Annotated in this window: 13 protein-coding genes; 4 read left to right on the top strand and 9 right to left on the bottom strand. The window is 54.4% G+C overall.

The window, feature by feature from the left end; all coding sequences use genetic code 11:
- Positions 1–3 precede the first annotated feature (3 nt).
- Complete coding sequence (gene cysG, locus EQV24_RS14545; protein ID WP_161496891.1) at positions 4–1353, bottom strand: siroheme synthase CysG; 1350 nt, start codon at positions 1351–1353, stop codon at positions 4–6.
- 246 nt (positions 1354–1599) lie between these two features.
- Between cysG and EQV24_RS14540 the strand changes: the two genes are divergently transcribed.
- Positions 1600–2643 (top strand): aminopeptidase, encoded by a 1044-nt coding sequence (locus EQV24_RS14540; protein WP_130626719.1) that lies wholly within the window; start codon positions 1600–1602, stop codon positions 2641–2643.
- Positions 2644–2704: 61 nt separating this feature from the next.
- Here the strand turns inward: EQV24_RS14540 and cysH are convergent, their stop codons facing one another.
- Genes cysH through cysJ form a run of 3 tightly spaced genes read right to left on the bottom strand, consistent with a single transcriptional unit; the run spans position 2705 to position 6972 of the window.
- Positions 2705–3439, bottom strand: a complete 735-nt coding sequence (gene cysH / locus EQV24_RS14535) for a phosphoadenosine phosphosulfate reductase (protein WP_048971744.1) — start codon at positions 3437–3439, stop codon at positions 2705–2707.
- Positions 3440–3454: 15 nt separating this feature from the next.
- Positions 3455–5167 (bottom strand): assimilatory sulfite reductase (NADPH) hemoprotein subunit, encoded by a 1713-nt coding sequence (cysI, locus tag EQV24_RS14530; RefSeq protein ID WP_020689304.1) that lies wholly within the window; start codon positions 5165–5167, stop codon positions 3455–3457.
- Complete coding sequence (gene cysJ, locus EQV24_RS14525; protein WP_013098509.1) at positions 5167–6972, bottom strand: NADPH-dependent assimilatory sulfite reductase flavoprotein subunit; 1806 nt, start codon at positions 6970–6972, stop codon at positions 5167–5169. Before cysJ ends, cysI begins: the two co-directional genes overlap by 1 nt.
- Before the next feature lie 306 nt (positions 6973–7278).
- On the opposite strand from cysJ, the gene queD reads away from it, so the two are divergent.
- Entirely contained in the window at positions 7279–7641 is a 363-nt protein-coding gene (gene queD, locus EQV24_RS14520; protein ID WP_010434567.1) for a 6-carboxytetrahydropterin synthase QueD, read from the top strand.
- Positions 7642–7729: 88 nt separating this feature from the next.
- Here queD and queE read toward each other — a convergent pair whose 3' ends face one another.
- The 3 genes from queE to EQV24_RS14505 are packed head-to-tail and all read right to left on the bottom strand — an operon-like array spanning position 7730 to position 10722.
- A complete protein-coding gene (gene queE, locus EQV24_RS14515; protein WP_013098510.1) occupies positions 7730–8401 on the bottom strand; it encodes a 7-carboxy-7-deazaguanine synthase QueE in 672 nt (223 codons plus the stop codon).
- Positions 8402–8455: 54 nt separating this feature from the next.
- Complete coding sequence (locus EQV24_RS14510; protein ID WP_058650449.1) at positions 8456–9163, bottom strand: N-acetylmannosamine-6-phosphate 2-epimerase; 708 nt, start codon at positions 9161–9163, stop codon at positions 8456–8458.
- Positions 9163–10722 (bottom strand): maltose/glucose-specific PTS transporter subunit IIC, encoded by a 1560-nt coding sequence (locus EQV24_RS14505; RefSeq protein ID WP_130626718.1) that lies wholly within the window; start codon positions 10720–10722, stop codon positions 9163–9165. Before EQV24_RS14505 ends, EQV24_RS14510 begins: the two co-directional genes overlap by 1 nt.
- Before the next feature lie 166 nt (positions 10723–10888).
- Here EQV24_RS14505 and EQV24_RS14500 point away from each other — a divergent pair, with 166 nt between their 5' ends.
- Together EQV24_RS14500 and EQV24_RS14495 are read left to right on the top strand one after the other, a co-directional pair.
- A complete protein-coding gene (locus tag EQV24_RS14500; protein ID WP_047024544.1) occupies positions 10889–11713 on the top strand; it encodes a MurR/RpiR family transcriptional regulator in 825 nt (274 codons plus the stop codon).
- A 356-nt stretch (positions 11714–12069) separates the two neighbouring features.
- Positions 12070–13179: an SDR family oxidoreductase gene (locus EQV24_RS14495; RefSeq protein ID WP_047024543.1), complete on the top strand. Its 1110-nt coding sequence runs from the start codon at positions 12070–12072 to the stop codon at positions 13177–13179.
- 53 nt (positions 13180–13232) lie between these two features.
- Here the strand turns inward: EQV24_RS14495 and eno are convergent, their stop codons facing one another.
- Both eno and pyrG read right to left on the bottom strand, forming a co-directional pair.
- Positions 13233–14531 (bottom strand): phosphopyruvate hydratase, encoded by a 1299-nt coding sequence (eno, locus tag EQV24_RS14490; RefSeq protein WP_013098515.1) that lies wholly within the window; start codon positions 14529–14531, stop codon positions 13233–13235.
- Between the two features lie 81 nt (positions 14532–14612).
- Entirely contained in the window at positions 14613–16250 is a 1638-nt protein-coding gene (gene pyrG / locus EQV24_RS14485; RefSeq protein WP_013098516.1) for a CTP synthase (glutamine hydrolyzing), read from the bottom strand.
- Between the last annotated feature and the right edge of the window lie 171 nt (positions 16251–16421).

Below are 16421 nucleotides of genomic sequence, written 5' to 3'. Positions count from 1 at the left end.
TCCTTAAGCCAGATTCACCACAGAGGAGCCAAACCCCTCTGAGTCTGTTGTATGTTGAAACCAGGCGAGCGTGCTGTGCAGCTGTACCACTTCGCCCACCACAATAAGCGCGGGCATCGGGGCGTCTTTCGCCAGGACTGCAAGGTCTTGTAGCGTACCGGTCACCACACGCTGATCGACGCGGGTACCGCGAGAAATCACGGCCACCGGCGTTGTCGCCTCGCGACCGTGCTGAATAAGTTGTTCACTGATGTCCGCCGCCTTCATGGTGCCCATATAGATGGCCAGCGTCTGTCGGCTCTGGGCGAGATGCGACCAGTCAAACGGCGTACTGTCGGCCTTATAATGACCAGTTACAAAGGTCACGCTCTGGGCGTAATCGCGGTGCGTAAGCGGAATACCTGCGTAGGCCGTTACCGCGGAGGCCGCCGTAATCCCCGGCACCACCTGGAACGGCACGCCTGCTTCGGCTGCCGCCTGCAGTTCTTCGCCACCGCGACCAAAGATGAACGGATCGCCCCCTTTCAGGCGCACCACGGTTTTGCCTGCTTTCGCTGCGGCAACCAGCATCTGATTGGTGTCGTGCTGCGGTACCGAGTGCTCGCCTGCGCGTTTACCCACGCAGATTTGCTCGGCATCGCGACGAATTAGCTCGCGCACACCGTCGGTGACCAGATGGTCATAGAACACCACGTCCGCGTCCTGTAGCACCTGCAGTCCGCGTAAGGTCAGTAACCCGGCATCCCCCGGACCTGCCCCCACCAGAATGATCTCCCCGCCCGTGCTGCCGGGGTTATCCAGCTCGTCTTCGAGGATTTTTTGCGCTGCCGTCTCATTACCGGCGTGCATCAGGCTGGCAAAGCGGCCACGGAATACCCGCTCCCAGAAGCGACGGCGTTCCGTTACGCTGGTCAGGCGGGTTTTCAGATGGTTGCGCCAGTAGCTCGCTTTCTCTGCCATACGTCCGAGACTGGTTGGTAACAGCGCTTCAATCTTTTCCCGCAGCACGCGCGCCAGCACCGGTGCGGTACCGCCGGAGGAGATCGCCACCAGCAGCGGCGAGCGGTCGACAATCGACGGGAAGATAAACGAGCACAAAGGCTGGTCGTCGACCACGTTCACCAGGCGGTAACGCGCCTGAGCGGCCTCGGAAACGCGTCGGTTGAGTTCGCGATCCTCCGTCGCTGCAATCACCAGCACCACGCTGTCGATTTGTGACTCGTCGAACTCCGCTTCTGCGACAACCCGCACCTGCGCGCCCGCGCGCTGCAGAAACGCGATTTTGCGATCGGCAATTTCACCCGTACCCACAACCAGTACCGGTTTTTCTTTAATCGCAGCAAAAAGGGGCAGATAGTCCACAAGCAACAACTCACTAACAACGAGGAATAGAGGGACTATAGGGGGCGGCTTAGACCGAATGAAATTACGAATTGGAATGAGTAGTTACTCAATGGAATAACGCGATGAAAAAGCAAATATCAAAAAGTGCTTAACACGCGAAATTTCGGGCATTTAAGAGCAATTCAAATTGTGTATGGCCGATCACAGTTTCATACTAAGCGGGTTATAATTTTGCTCTGTTTTTAAGGACTCACTATGTTTTCCGCAATGCGCCACCGATACGTTGCCCTGGCGCTCGGCGTTTGCTTTATCCTTCCGGCTCAGGCAAAAAATCAACCGTATGGTGAAATCGCCAATATGCAGGCGCGGCATATTGCCACCGTTTTTCCCGGACGCATGACCGGCTCCCCTGCGGAAATGCTTTCCGCTGACTATCTTCGCCAGCAGTTTGCCGATATGGGCTACCAGAGCGATATCCGCTCGTTTCACAGCCGCTATATCTACACCTCACGAAATAAAACAAAAAACTGGCATAACGTGACAGGCAGTACCGTTATTGCGGCACATGAAGGTAGCGCGGCTGAGCAGATCATTATTATGGCGCACCTGGACACTTACGCGCCCATGAGCGACACCGATACCGATAACAATCTGGGCGGGCTGACGCTGCAAGGGCTGGACGATAACGCGGCGGGTCTGGGCGTAATGCTTGAACTGGCCGAGCGAATGAAAAACATTCCGACAAAATACGGTATTCGCTTTGTGGCAACCAGCGGCGAAGAGGAAGGCAAACTCGGCGCGGAGAATTTCCTTAAGCGCATGAGCGCTGAGGAGAAGAAAAATACGCTGCTGGTGATTAACCTCGATAATTTAATCGTTGGCGATAAGCTCTATTTTAATAGCGGACAGAGTACGCCGGGTACCGTGCGTAAACTGACCCGTGACCGGGCGCTGGCAATTGCACGCAGCCATGGCGTGTATGCCACGACCAATCCTGGCGGCAATCCGGCTTATCCGCGCGGAACGGGCTGCTGTAACGATGGTGAAGTGTTCGATAAAGCGGGCATCCCGGTGCTGTACGTCGAAGCCACCAACTGGGCGTTAGGCAAGAAAGATGGCTATCAGCAGCGGGCTAAAACGAAAGCCTTTCCGGACGGGACGAGCTGGCATAACGTGATGCTGGATAATCAGCAGCATATTGATAGCGCGCTGCCGCAGCGCATTGAGCACCGCAGCCGCGATGTGGTGAAAGTAATGCTGCCGCTGGTGAAGGAGCTGGCGAAAGCGGGGAAAACCTGAGGTTGTGCGGCCTGATGCCCTCACCCCAACCCTCTCCCACCGGGAGAGGGAGGAAAAATCATTACCCTTCGTGTAACCCGCACTCGCGCTTCAGCCCAAAGAATCGCGTCTCTTCTTCCGCCATTCCCGGTTCCCATTTGCGCGTGGTGTGGGTATCCCCCACGGACAGGTAGCCCTGATCCCACAGCGGATGGTATTTCAGCCCGTGTTTTTGCAGGTACTGGTACACCGTGCGGTTATCCCAGTCGATGATCGGCAGCACTTTAAACACGCCGCGCTGCACCGCCAGCACCGGCAGCGTGGCCCGGCTGCCGGACTGCTCGCGGCGAAGACCGGCAAACCAGGTTTGAGCGTTCAGCTCTTTCAGCGCACGGTTCATCGGCTCGACCTTGTTGATCTCATTGTATTTCTCAATGCCCTCAACGCCCTGCTCCCAGAGTTTGCCGTAGCGCGCCTCCTGCCAGGCCGCGCTCTGCTCCGCGCGGTACACTTTCAGGTTCAGCTTCAGCTTGTCCGTCAGCTCATCGATAAACTGGTAGGTTTCCGGGAACAGATAGCCGGTATCGGTGAGGATCACCGGAATATCCGGGCGGATCTGATTCACCAGATGCAAACTGACCGCCGCCTGAATGCCAAAGCTCGACGACAGCACGTAGTCACCCGGCAGGTTTTCCAGCGCCCACGCCACGCGCCCTTCGGCGTCCAGCTTTTCCAGTTGGGCGTTGGTTTCTGCAAGTGCCAGAATGCGTTCGACTTTTGGCAATGCGTTAAGCGCCTTTAGATCGAGTACGGACATAATTACCTCTCGTGGTTACTCCCAGAAATCCCTTGCGGGATCGAGCACCGGGCGAATAATGCCCGCACGCACCGTAAAGTCGCCGAAGCCTTCACCCGCTTCGCGCTCTTTCGCCCAGCGCCCGACAAGCTCGTCGATAGAATCGAGAATTTCTGGCTCAGTGATATTCTCGCGGAACATACGCGGAATACGCGTGCCGATACGGTTACCGCCCAGGTGCAGGTTATAGCGACCCGGCGCTTTCCCCACCAGCCCAAGCTCGGCCAGCATCGCGCGGCCACAACCGTTCGGACAGCCGGTAACGCGCATAACAATATGCTCGTCCGGAATACCGTGTTTTTCCAGAATCGCTTCCACTTTGTCCGTAAATGACGGCAGGAAACGTTCCGCTTCCGCCATCGCCAGCGGACAGGTCGGGAACGACACGCAGGCCATCGAGTTTTCGCGCTGCGGTTTGACCGCATTCATCAACCCATGGTCACGCGCCAGCGCCTCAATTTTCGCCTTTTCACTTTCCGGCACACCAGCAATAATCAGGTTCTGGTTGGCGGTAATGCGGAACTCACCTTTGTGGATCTTCGCGATTTCCAGCAGGCCGGTTTTCAGCGGACGGCCCGGGTAATCCAGAATACGGCCGTTTTCGATAAACAGCGTCAGGTGCCATTTATTGTCGATGCCTTTTACCCAGCCGATGCGATCGCCGCGACCGGTGAATTCGTAAGGGCGGATCGGCTCAAATTTGATCCCCGCGCGACGCTCCACTTCCTCTTTGAACGTCTCAACGCCCACGCGCTCCAGGGTGTATTTGGTTTTCGCGTTTTTACGGTCGGTACGGTTACCCCAGTCGCGCTGGGTGGTGACCACCGCTTCCGCCACGGCCAGCGTGTGCTCCAGCGGCAGGAAGCCGAACTCGCTCGCGGTGCGGGCATAGGTTTTCTTGTTACCGTGTTCAATGGACAGACCGCCGCCCACCAGCAGGTTAAAGCCCACCAGCTTGCCGTTTTCGGCAATTGCCACAAAGTTCATGTCGTTGGCGTGCAGATCGATGTCGTTCTGCGGCGGGATCACCACCGTGGTTTTGAACTTACGCGGCAGATAGGTCTGACCGAGGATCGGTTCTTCATCGGTGGTCGCGACTTTTTCCTGATCGAGCCAGATCTCCGCATAAGCGCGGGTACGCGGCAGCAGGTGCTCGGAGATCTTCTTCGCCCACTCATAGGCTTCAGCGTGCAGCTCGGACTCATACGGGTTCGAGGTGCAGAGCACGTTACGGTTCATGTCGTTGGCCGTCGCCAGCGCGTCCAGTCCGACGGAGTGCAGCATCTGGTGTACCGGCTTCACGTTCTTCTTCAGAATGCCGTGGAACTGGAAGGTCTGACGGTTGGTCAGACGAATGCTGCCGTAAATGGTGTTTTCACCGGCAAATTTATCTATCGCCTGCCACTGTGTCGTGGTGATTACTCCGCCCGGCAGACGGCAGCGCAACAGCATCGCGTGACGCGGCTCCAGCTTCTGTTCAGCACGCTCGGCGCGAATGTCGCGGTCGTCCTGTTGATACATGCCGTGGAAACGGATCAGCAGGAAGTTGTCGCCTTTGAAACCGCCGGTGAGACCGTCATTCAGATCTTCAGCAATGGTGCCGCGCAGATAGTTGCTTTCCAGCTTCATGCGCTCGGCGTCTGACAGTTTACCTTCGACCACCAGGGGTCCTGGATGTTTTTCGCTCATTAGTAGACATCTCGCTGATAACGGCGCTCAACGCGCAGCTCACTTAAAAATTCATCCGCCGCTTCGGCATCCATACCACCGAATTCGGCAATCACTTCCAGCAGTGCCTGCTCAACGTCTTTCGCCATGCGATTGGCGTCACCGCAGACATAAATGTGGGCACCGTCATTGATCCAGCGCCACAGCTCTGCGCCCTGTTCGCGCAGTTTATCTTGTACGTATACTTTTTCTTTCTGATCGCGCGACCAGGCCAGATCGATACGGGTCAGCACCCCTTCTTTCACGTAGCGCTGCCACTCAACCTGATAGAGGAAATCTTCGGTAAAGTGCGGGTTGCCGAAGAACAGCCAGTTTTTACCCGGTGCCTCGTCCGCCGCACGCTGCTGCATAAAGGCACGGAACGGCGCAATGCCGGTACCCGGGCCAATCATGATTACCGGCGTTTCCGGGTTCGCCGGCAGACGGAAGTTGTCGTTGTGCTCGATAAAGACGCGCACTTCGCCCTCTTCCTCCACGCGATCGGCCAGGAAGCTGGAGGCACCGCCCGCGCGGGCACGGCCTTCGATGTCGTACCGCACCACGCCCACGGTGATGTGCACTTCGCTCTCGACTTCAGCCTGCGATGAGGCAATGGAGTACAGACGCGGCGTAAGCGGACGCAGCAGGCCGATCAGCGCGTCGGCATCCAGCTGTGCCGGAGAGAAACGCACCATATCGACAATCGGTGTGGTCGCCGCGTAATGCTGCAGCTTCGCCTTATCGCCGACTAACGGCAGCAGCGATTCGCTGCGCGTTAAGGTGGCATAGTTTTCAACGATATTGGCGGTATTTACCGTCAGCTCGAAGTGCCACTGCAGCGCTTCAGAGAGCGGCTGCGTTTTGCCTTCGACGGTGACAGGCTCGTCGCCTTTCAGCCACAGCAGTTCGACCAGCTCCTTGACCAGCGCTGGATCGTTTTGATACCAGACCCCCAACGCATCGCCAGGCTGATAACGCAGACCCGAGTCGCCCAGATCGATCTCGATATGGCGCACATCTTTTTCAGAGTCGCGGCCGGTAATTTTTTGATTAACCGACAGGCTTGCCGACAGCGGCGCCTCTTTGGTGTACGGGCTGGTGTGAATGTCGTTGACCACGCCGGTCGCGGTGATCGCAGCCTGGGCTGGTGTCTCTTTCGGTACGCGTGCTTTCAGCACGTCAACAATGCGCGCACGCCACTCTGCAGCGGCAGCCTGGTATTCCACATCTGCATCAACGCGGTCCAGCAGGCGCTCTGCGCCCAGCTCCGCCAGCTTGCTGTCAAAATCTTTGCCGGACTGGCAGAAGAATTCATAAGAGGTATCGCCCAGGCCGAACACGGCAAACGCAGTGCCATCGAGTCTGGGCGCTTTTTTCGAGAACAGGAATTTATGCAGCGCGACCGCCTCTTCAGCGGGTTCACCCTCTCCCTGCGTTGAGGCCACAACCACCAGCAGTTTTTCTGACGCGATCTGTTTGAATTTATAATCCCCTGCGTTTACCAGGTTCACGTTCAGTTTGGCGGCCAGCAGGTCGTCACGCAGCGCTTCTGCCACGCGGCGGGCATTGCCCGTCTGCGAAGCGGAGATAAGCGTAATGGCAGGAATTTCTACCGCCGTTGCCGGAGCCGCAGCCACAGCGCCAGGCTGCTGGTTGAGCATTCCCCAGAAATAGCCAGAGACCCAGGCAAGCTGGGTGGGAGAAAAATCAGAGGTGGCAGCCTGAAGGCGCGCCAGTTGCTCCGGGTTCAGGGGAAGCAAATTTGAAGGTGGGGCCTGTGTTGTCATGCGTCGTTATGTTCCAGTAGCCAAGCGGACTTTAAGCGAATAAATCCAAACTGAAGATAAGGTTAACGGCGAGGATAATAACAATTAAAGAAGGGATGGAAATAATAAATAACCAAATGGACTAACCTGTTTTAGTTATCGTTCTTAACGGTAAAAGCGATAAACTAACCGACTGTAAAATAAGGATATAAATCACAAAGCGACGGCTTTTTTGCTGCAATAAAGGTAAAGGCCGTTTTAGTTAATGCTAAAAATTGTGCTTTCCGGTACTATGCGGCGGTTTTTTCCGCATTACTGAGAGCGATCATGTCCACCACACTGTTTAAAGATTTCACCTTCGAAGCCGCCCACCACCTTCCGCATGTTCCTGAAGGACATAAATGCGGCCGTCTGCACGGGCATTCGTTTATGGTGCGTCTTGAGATCACCGGTGAAGTTGATCCGCATACCGGTTGGATCATGGACTTTGCTGAGCTGAAGGCGGCATTTAAGCCGACTTACGATCGTCTGGATCACTATTACCTGAACGATATCCCGGGCCTTGAAAACCCGACCAGCGAAGTGCTGGCAAAATGGATTTGGGATCAGATGAAACCGCTGGTACCGCTGCTGAGCGCAGTGATGATCAAAGAGACCTGTACGGCAGGCTGCGTGTATCGCGGCGAGTGATGCTTGCCGGGGGTCGGCTTCGCCTTACCCGGCCAACAAAAGCCTGGAACCGTAGGCCCGGTAAGCGCTAGCGCCACCGGGCTTTTTTTTAGGCAATATTCAGGTATTTGTGCGTCTGCATCGAAAGGCGCCAGTTACGCGCGATACAGGTTTCAATGCACAGGCGCGTGGCGTCTTCTTTCTGACTGATAGGCTGCAGCGCAATCACGCGCTGTTTTTCGTCCGTCAGCGTCGCCAGCAGTTCATCCAGCGCTTCGATATCACGTACTCGCCCTACCGGGTGTTTAATCTCATCAGCACGTTCCAGCGCCTGAGACAGTACGTCGTAGCCGCCGCGCATGTTTACTTTAGGCGATACCGTTACCCAGGTGGTGTGGGAGCAGCGCACTTCATGCGTACCGCTGGTTTCAATCTGGCAGCTATAGCCGTTCTTTTCGAGCAGTTCGGTCAGCGGCGTCAGATCGTGGATGCAGGGTTCGCCCCCGGTAATGACCACATGGCGCGCCGTCCAGCCCTGGCGGCCTATAATGGCCAGCAGATCTTCCGCGCTGCCAGCACCCCACTTATCGCTCTCTTTGGTTTTCGCCAGAACGCTAAACAGCGACACTTCCCGATCTGCGAGTTTATCCCACGTATGTTTGGTATCACACCAGGCACAGCCAACCGGGCATCCCTGTAAACGAATAAAAATTGCGGGAACGCCGGTAAAGTAACCCTCGCCTTGCAGGGTCTGGAACATCTCGTTAATCGGGTACTGCATAGTCATCTCAGTTAAGGGGATAAACGATAAGTATCGCAGATCCCCGTGAGATGGTCATGCTCGATCGGTGCTTTGCGCGTCAATTGCCGCCATAAAGCGTTCCGTAATCTGCTGCGGGCGGGTGATTGCCCCGCCCACCACCACCATATGCGCCCCCAGCGCCAGACATCTGGCGGCGCGTTCCGGGGTGTCCACGTTACCTTCGGCCACCACCGGTACCGTGACGGCTGCCAGTACCGTTTTCAGAAACTGACAGTCATCATCGGGTAAGGCGTGTCCGGCGGTCTGCGCGGTATAGCCGTAAAGCGTGGTCCCGACACAATCAAACCCCAGCGCCTGCGCCATCACGGCCTCATCAACAGTGGCTATATCAGCCATAAGCAGCACCGAGGGATAACGGGTACGAATGCGCGTAACCAGCGTTGCCAGAGATTCCCCGCCAGGCCGCGCCCTGTCGGTCGCATCAAGCGCAATGATCGCCGGGGAGACGGTCATCAGTTCATCCACCTCTTTCATCGTCGCGGTGATAAACACCTCGCTGTCGGGGTACTCCCGCTTGATGATACCAATAACCGGCAGCGTAACCTGCTCTTTGATCGCCTCAATATCCGCCACGCTGTTGGCACGGATGGCCGCAGCCCCTCCCTGACGCGCCGCCAGCGCCATCCGCGACATAATAAACGGGCTATGCAACGGTTCGTTCTCAAGCGCCTGACAGGAGACGATCAGTTTTCCCTTCAGGGTATCCAGTACAGTTTTCATTACGATAAGATCTCTTCCACTTCGTTTTTGATAATCGTGACATGCGGACCATAAATGACCTGAACGCCATTCCCGCGCACAATCACGCCGCGCGCACCGGTGGCTTTCAGCGCCGCGTCATTCACTTTGCTGCCGTCTTTAACCGTGACGCGAAGACGCGTGGCGCAGCAGTCCACCTCTTCCAGATTGTCTTTTCCGCCCAGTCCGGCGATCACCGCACTTGCGCGTTCGTTCTGGGCGAACGTCACGTCATTGGCCACCGCCTCCTTTTCCCGACCCGGCGTGGCAAAATCAAAGCGATTAATCAGATAGTGGAACGTGAAGTAATAGAGGAAGAACCACGGTACGCCCACCAGCGGCACTAACATCCAGTGGGTTTTGGCCTCCCCCTGCAAAATGCCGAACAGCACAAAGTCGATAAAACCGCCGGAGAAGGTCTGCCCAATGGTGATGTGTAAAATATGCGCGAGCATAAACGCCAGCCCGTCAAAAAATGCGTGAATGACGTACAGCACCGGCGCGATAAACAGGAAGGAGAACTCGATGGGCTCGGTGATCCCCGTAAGGAAGGAGGTTAATGCCGCTGAAAGCAACAACCCCGCGACGCGTTTTTTGTTCTCCGGTTTAGCCGTGTGGTACATCGCAAGGCAGGCCCCGAGCAAACCAAACATCATCGTGATAAAGCGCCCGGACATGAAGCGCGACGTTCCTTCATAAAACTGGCGCGTCGTGGGATCGGCCAGCTGAGCGAAGAAGATCCGCTGCGTACCTTCAACCAGTTGCCCGTTGACAATCTCGCTGCCGCCAAGCGCGGTGGTCCAGAACGGAAGGTAGAAGATGTGGTGTAAACCGAACGGGCCCAGCATGCGCAAAATGAAGCCGTACAGCAGTGTTCCCAGATAACCGGTCGCATCCACCAGCCCGCCCAGACCAAAGATCAGCTTCTGGAAATGTGGCCAGACTACGGTCATTAAGGCTCCGACCAGGATCGCAGCCAGTGAACTGATAATCGGCACAAAGCGTGACCCGCCAAAGAATCCCAGAAATTGTGGCAGCGCGATCTTATTAAACCGATGATGCAGCGCGCAGGTCACAAGACCAATGACCACCCCACCAAATACGCCGGTCTCCAGCGTCTGGATCCCCAGCGTCATGCCTTGCCCGACCGCCCCGGGATTCTCGTGCGCCAGTTTTCCGGTGAGGATCAGCAGTGCGTTAATGGTGGCATTCATGACCAGAAACGCAAGTAACGCCGCCAGCCCTGCCGCACCTTTATCATTTTTTGCCAGCCCGACGGCAACCCCAACGGCAAACAGCACCGACAGATTCGCGAACACAATCGAACCGGCGCTGCTCATGATGGTGAAAATAGCCTGTAACCAGTCCACATCTAAAAACGGATATGCCGTAAGCGTATTGGGATTCGATAACGCGCCGCCTATCCCCAGCAGCAGACCCGCCGCAGGCAGTACGGCAATGGGCAACATAAAGGATTTGCCAAAGCGCTGCGCTTTTTCAAACCATCCACCGGACGAAGCACCACTGAACATTTGCATCATTTTTTCATCCCCTCAACTAACGATGAAAATTTTTACCATAATTATATTTAATAATGGAAATTACCATCAAAAACCAGGAGGACGATCATACTTTTTAGAAATGACTGGCATCCCTGCCCCGCTTTCCGCCACACTAGGACGCAGAGAAACGCATTAAGGATCTAGCATGTCAGACCATGAAAACCTGCTGCTGAAGCTGCGCCAGGAGGCTTCCGGGTACAGCCCCACGCAAAAAAAACTGGGAGAGTTTGTTCTCAACGATCCGGCCCGGGTGCTCTACCTGACGATCACCGAACTGGCACGGGAGAGCCACACCAGTGAAGCCAGCGTGACGCGTCTTTGCCGGACGCTCGGCTGCAAAGGCTATAACGAATTCAAGATGGCACTGGCGCTGGATATTCAGCAGGGTCAGCCCGCACGCGTAGCCGGGGACGAAATTGATAACGTCGTCGATGAGTCTGTTCAGGCGCTGCAGGATACCGCCAGACTGCTCGACAGAGCACTGCTGGAAAAGGCCGCTCAGGCACTGCATCAGGCGCAAGCCGTACAAATATATGGGGTGGCTGCCAGCGCGATCCTCGGTGAGTATTTACATTACAAACTGTTGCGACTCGGCAAACCTGCACAGCTTTTTAGCGATATGCATCGTGCGGCCATGAATGCAGCAACGCTTCCAGAAGGGACGCTGGTGGTGGCCATTTCCAGTTCCGGCTCAACGCGGGATTTGCTCCACGTCGTAAAACTTGCACGTAAACGCGGCGTTAAGGTGTTATCCCTTAGCAATACACCCCGCAGCCCGCTGGCTTCGCTTAGCGATATGCAGCTGGTCGCCGCAAAACCGGAAGGACCACTCAGCGCAGGCGCGCTCAATGCTAAAGTGGGCGTAATGTTACTGGTTGAATTGCTTACAACTTCCCTGATTGCGATTGATAGCCATTACGGTGAAGTTAGCCAGCAAACCGCGAGCGCAACGCTGCCTTTATTACTTTAAAACCCTTTGCAGGCTAAATAAAATAGCCTGCACGGCGTGATGTCGATTCCATTTAAGTGCTGATACGGTTATTTCGTGCGCGGCATAATGGTGTAACAAATTATTTTATTTATTACATATTCAATGAGTGTTAAAAGCAATAAAATCGCATAAATAATAGAACAAAATCAGCATGTTAAAATTATTTGATTTATAAATTGAATTTTTCTTACTCCGCTAGTGTCCAATATTTCCACCTGAATTCCTTACCTTAAAATAAGCTTAAGACGCCGTCAGCTTTGCCATTTTTCTATTTAAATGCCGTTTACTTTTGCCTGCCTACAATCTGCCTCATCAATCATTATGAGACGGTATAGATTAATATGTTATTTATTACAGGCGTGACTGGTTTTCTGGGCGGTGCAGTACTTGAAAAAATACTGACCAGCAATAGTTCAGTAAAATTACTGCTGCTTGCGCGCGCCAGTGACCCGCAACAAGGGCTGGAACGCGTGCGGGACAACATGCGTAAATTCAAGGTTTCAGAGGAGACGCTGGCCGCGTTGAGTGAGGAGAATATCCTTATCGGCGATCTCAGCCAGCCGGAGGGATTCCTGAACGACCCGCGTCTGGAACAGGTGACGCATGTTCTTAACTGCGCGGCCGTCGCGTCATTTGGTAACAATCCGCTGATCTGGAAAGTGAATGTGGAAGGGACGCTGGCGCTCGCCAGACGCATGAATCAGGTTGTCGGTTTACAGCGCTTTCTGCATGTGGGAACAGCCATGTCGTGCACGCCGGAGCAGGATTCGCTGGTCGCCGAAAGCGCGGAGTTCAGAGAAAACGCCGAGCATCTGGTGGAATATACGTATTCGAAATCCACCATTGAACAACTGATGCGCCAGCACTGTCCCAACCTGCCGCTGCTCATCGCCCGTCCGTCCATCGTGGTCGGCCATACCCGTCATGGCTGTACGCCGTCGAGCAGTATTTTCTGGGTCTTCAGCATGGGGCTAATGCTGCAAAAATTCATGTGCTCAATGGAAGACAAAATAGATGTCGTCCCGGTGGATTACTGCGCCGAAGCGCTGCTGATGCTGCTTAACAGCACTGCGCAGCCGGGAGAAGTGGTACATATTTCTGCCGGAGAAGAGAACAGCGTGCGCTTTGCGGATATTGATAATGCGATGGCACAGGCGCTGGAGAAAGCCCCGGTCGGTGATAAATATGCCCAGGTAAGTTACGAAACGCTGGTCAGAATGCGCCGTGAGCTGAAGGATATTTTTGGCCCCTGCAACGAACGGCTGATGCTGAGAGCAATGCGCTTGTACGGGGCCTTTGCCACACTGAATGTACGTTTCAGCAACGACAAGCTGCTCAGTATGGGCATGCCTAAACCGCCGCGTTTTACGGACTATATTGCCCGCTGCGTACAAACTACCCGGGGATTGAGCATCCCGGAGCAAATGGCGGTTGATTTCAAATAACCAAAAAAAATGCCAGTCTTTCGACTGGCATTTTCATTTTAAGGCTTAAGCAATTATGCCTGGCCTTTGATCTCTTTACGACCGTTGTAAGGTGCTTTTTCGCCCAGCGCTTCTTCGATACGAATCAGCTGGTTGTATTTAGCAACACGGTCAGAACGGCTCATAGAACCGGTTTTGATCTGGCCTGCAGCGGTACCAACAGCCAGGTCAGCGATGGTAGCGTCTTCAGTTTCGCCAGAACGGTGAGAGATAACAGCGGTGTAGCCAGCGTCTTTCGCCATTTTGATCGCTGCCAGAGTTTCGGTCAGAGAACCGATCTGGTTGAATTTGATCAGGATGGAGTTAACGATGCCTTTCTCGATGCCTTCTTTCAGGATCTTGGTGTTGGTTACGAACAGATCGTCACCAACCAGCTGGATTTTGTCGCCCAGTACTTTAGTCTGGTATGCGAAACCATCCCAGTCAGACTCGTCCAGACCGTCTTCGATAGAAACGATTGGGTACTGTTTGGTCAGGTCTTCCAGGAAGTGAGTGAACTCTTCAGAGGTGAACGCTTTGTTGCCTTCGCCAGCCAGAACGTATTTACCGTCTTTGTAGAATTCAGATGCTGCGCAGTCCATCGCCAGAGTGATGTCTTTGCCCAGCTCATAACCAGCGGCTTTTACTGCTTCAGCGATAACAGCCAGTGCTTCTGCATTAGAACCCAGGTTTGGCGCGTAGCCACCTTCGTCACCCACAGCCGTGTTCATACCTTTAGCTTTCAGAACTTTAGCCAGGTTGTGGAACACTTCAGAACCCATACGTACTGCTTCTTTCAGGGTTTTCGCGCCAACTGGCTGAATCATGAATTCCTGAATATCAACGTTGTTGTCTGCGTGCTCACCACCGTTGATGATGTTCATCATTGGTACAGGCATGGAGTATTTGCCTGGGGTGCCGTTCAGTTCAGCGATGTGCTCGAACAGTGGCATACCTTTCGCTGCTGCAGCGGCTTTGGCGTTCGCCAGGGAAACCGCCAGGATTGCGTTCGCACCGAAGTTAGATTTGTTTTCAGTACCGTCCAGATCGATCATGATCTTGTCGATGCCAGCCTGGTCTTTAGCGTCTTTGCCAATGATTGCCTGAGCAATAGGACCGTTTACAGCGCCAACAGCTTTCAGTACGCCTTTGCCCATGAAACGGGATTTGTCGCCATCGCGCAGTTCCAGCGCTTCGCGGGAACCAGTAGAAGCACCTGATGGAGCAGCTGCCATACCGACGAAACCACCTTCCAGATGAACTTCGGCTTCAACGGTCGGGTTACCACGGGAGTCGATGATTTCACGACCGATGACTTTAACGATTTTGGACATTAGATTTTCCTCAGTACAAGTTAAACTAAAACTCCAGACAAACAACGCGTACCGGAGGTACGCGTTGCCGTTCTAACTTTTTTACTTCGCCTGACGCTTCTGATACTCGCTGGCGGCTTTCACGAAACCTGCAAACAGCGGATGCCCGTCACGTGGCGTTGAAGTAAATTCCGGGTGGAATTGGCAGGCGACAAACCACGGGTGGTTTGGCACTTCGATGATCTCGACTAACTGATCATCCCCGGAGCGGCCCGCAACACGCAGACCCGCAGCTTCAATTTGTTTCAACAACATGTTGTTGACTTCATAGCGGTGACGATGACGCTCGGTGATGACCGGTTCGCCATACAGCTTACGAACCACGCTATCGTCAGACAACTGGCAGGCCTGTGCGCCAAGACGCATAGTGCCACCCAGATCGCTCTTCTCGGTACGGACTTCGACGTTACCGTCTTCGTCGCGCCATTCAGTGATAAGCGCCACTACAGGGTACTTACAGTCTGGCACAAATTCCGTAGAGTTCGCGTTTTCCATTCCCGCTACGTTGCGCGCAAATTCGATCAGCGCAACCTGCATACCCAGGCAGATGCCGAGGTATGGAATATTGTTTTCACGCGCATAGCGTGCAGTGGCGATCTTGCCTTCTACACCACGGTAGCCGAAGCCGCCAGGGATGAGAATCGCATCCAGATCTTTCAGAATTTCGACGCCACGTGTTTCAACATCCTGCGAATCAATCAGCTTGATGTTCACGGAGACGCGGTTCTTCAGACCACCGTGTTTCAGCGCTTCGATAACAGACTTATAGGCATCCGGCAGTTCGATGTACTTGCCGACCATACCGATAGTCACTTCACCAGCCGGATTGGCTTCTTCATAAATAACCTGTTCCCATTCAGACAGGTTAGCTTCCGGACAGTTCAAGCTGAATCGTTTACAAATATAATCGTCCAGGCCCTGTGATTTCAACAGGCCCGGGATTTTATAAATGGAATCGACATCTTTCATTGAAATAACGGCTTTTTCAGGCACGTTACAGAACAATGCAATTTTCGCACGTTCGTTCGCCGGAACCGCGCGATCGGAGCGGCAAACCAGAATGTCAGGCTGAATACCGATGGAAAGCAGCTCTTTCACGGAGTGCTGAGTCGGTTTGGTTTTCACTTCACCTGCGGCTGCCATGTAAGGCACCAGCGTCAGGTGCATGAACAGCGCGTGTTCACGACCGATATCAACCGCCAGCTGGCGAATCGCTTCCAGGAACGGCAGGGATTCGATATCACCCACGGTACCGCCGATTTCAACCAGCACCACGTCGTGGCCTTCGCCACCCGCAATGATGCGTTCTTTGATAGCGTTAGTGATGTGCGGGATAACCTGTACGGTTGCACCCAGATAATCACCACGGCGTTCTTTACGCAGAACGTCGGAGTAGATACGGCCAGTCGTGAAGTTATTACGACGGGTCATTTTGGTGCGAATGAAACGCTCGTAGTGGCCAAGATCCAGATCGGTTTCAGCGCCGTCTTCAGTAACGAACACTTCCCCGTGTTGGATTGGGCTCATGGTGCCAGGATCGACGTTGATGTACGGATCCAGTTTCATCATGGTCACATTGAGGCCACGGGCTTCAAGAATGGCTGCGAGGGAGGCTGCGGCAATGCCTTTACCCAGAGAGGATACGACCCCGCCGGTCACAAAAATATAGTTCGTTGTCATGCTGAACCTGAGAAGTTAGGGTGAAACGATGGAATAACCAGGACGGGAAAGTAGTATACCCGAACACGGCGAGCGCCACAAACTTTCATTCTCCGTCTCCATTCCAGGCCATGACAAACATAAGGAGTGAGAAAATAGCCCCTTTTGGGTAAATGTTTTTGACGCAAATCA

Origin of the sequence: Enterobacter sp. A8, assembly GCF_004296595.1 — a bacterium.
Classification (GTDB): domain Bacteria; phylum Pseudomonadota; class Gammaproteobacteria; order Enterobacterales; family Enterobacteriaceae; genus Enterobacter; species Enterobacter cloacae.
This window is presented reverse-complemented; position numbering and strand designations above follow the sequence as displayed.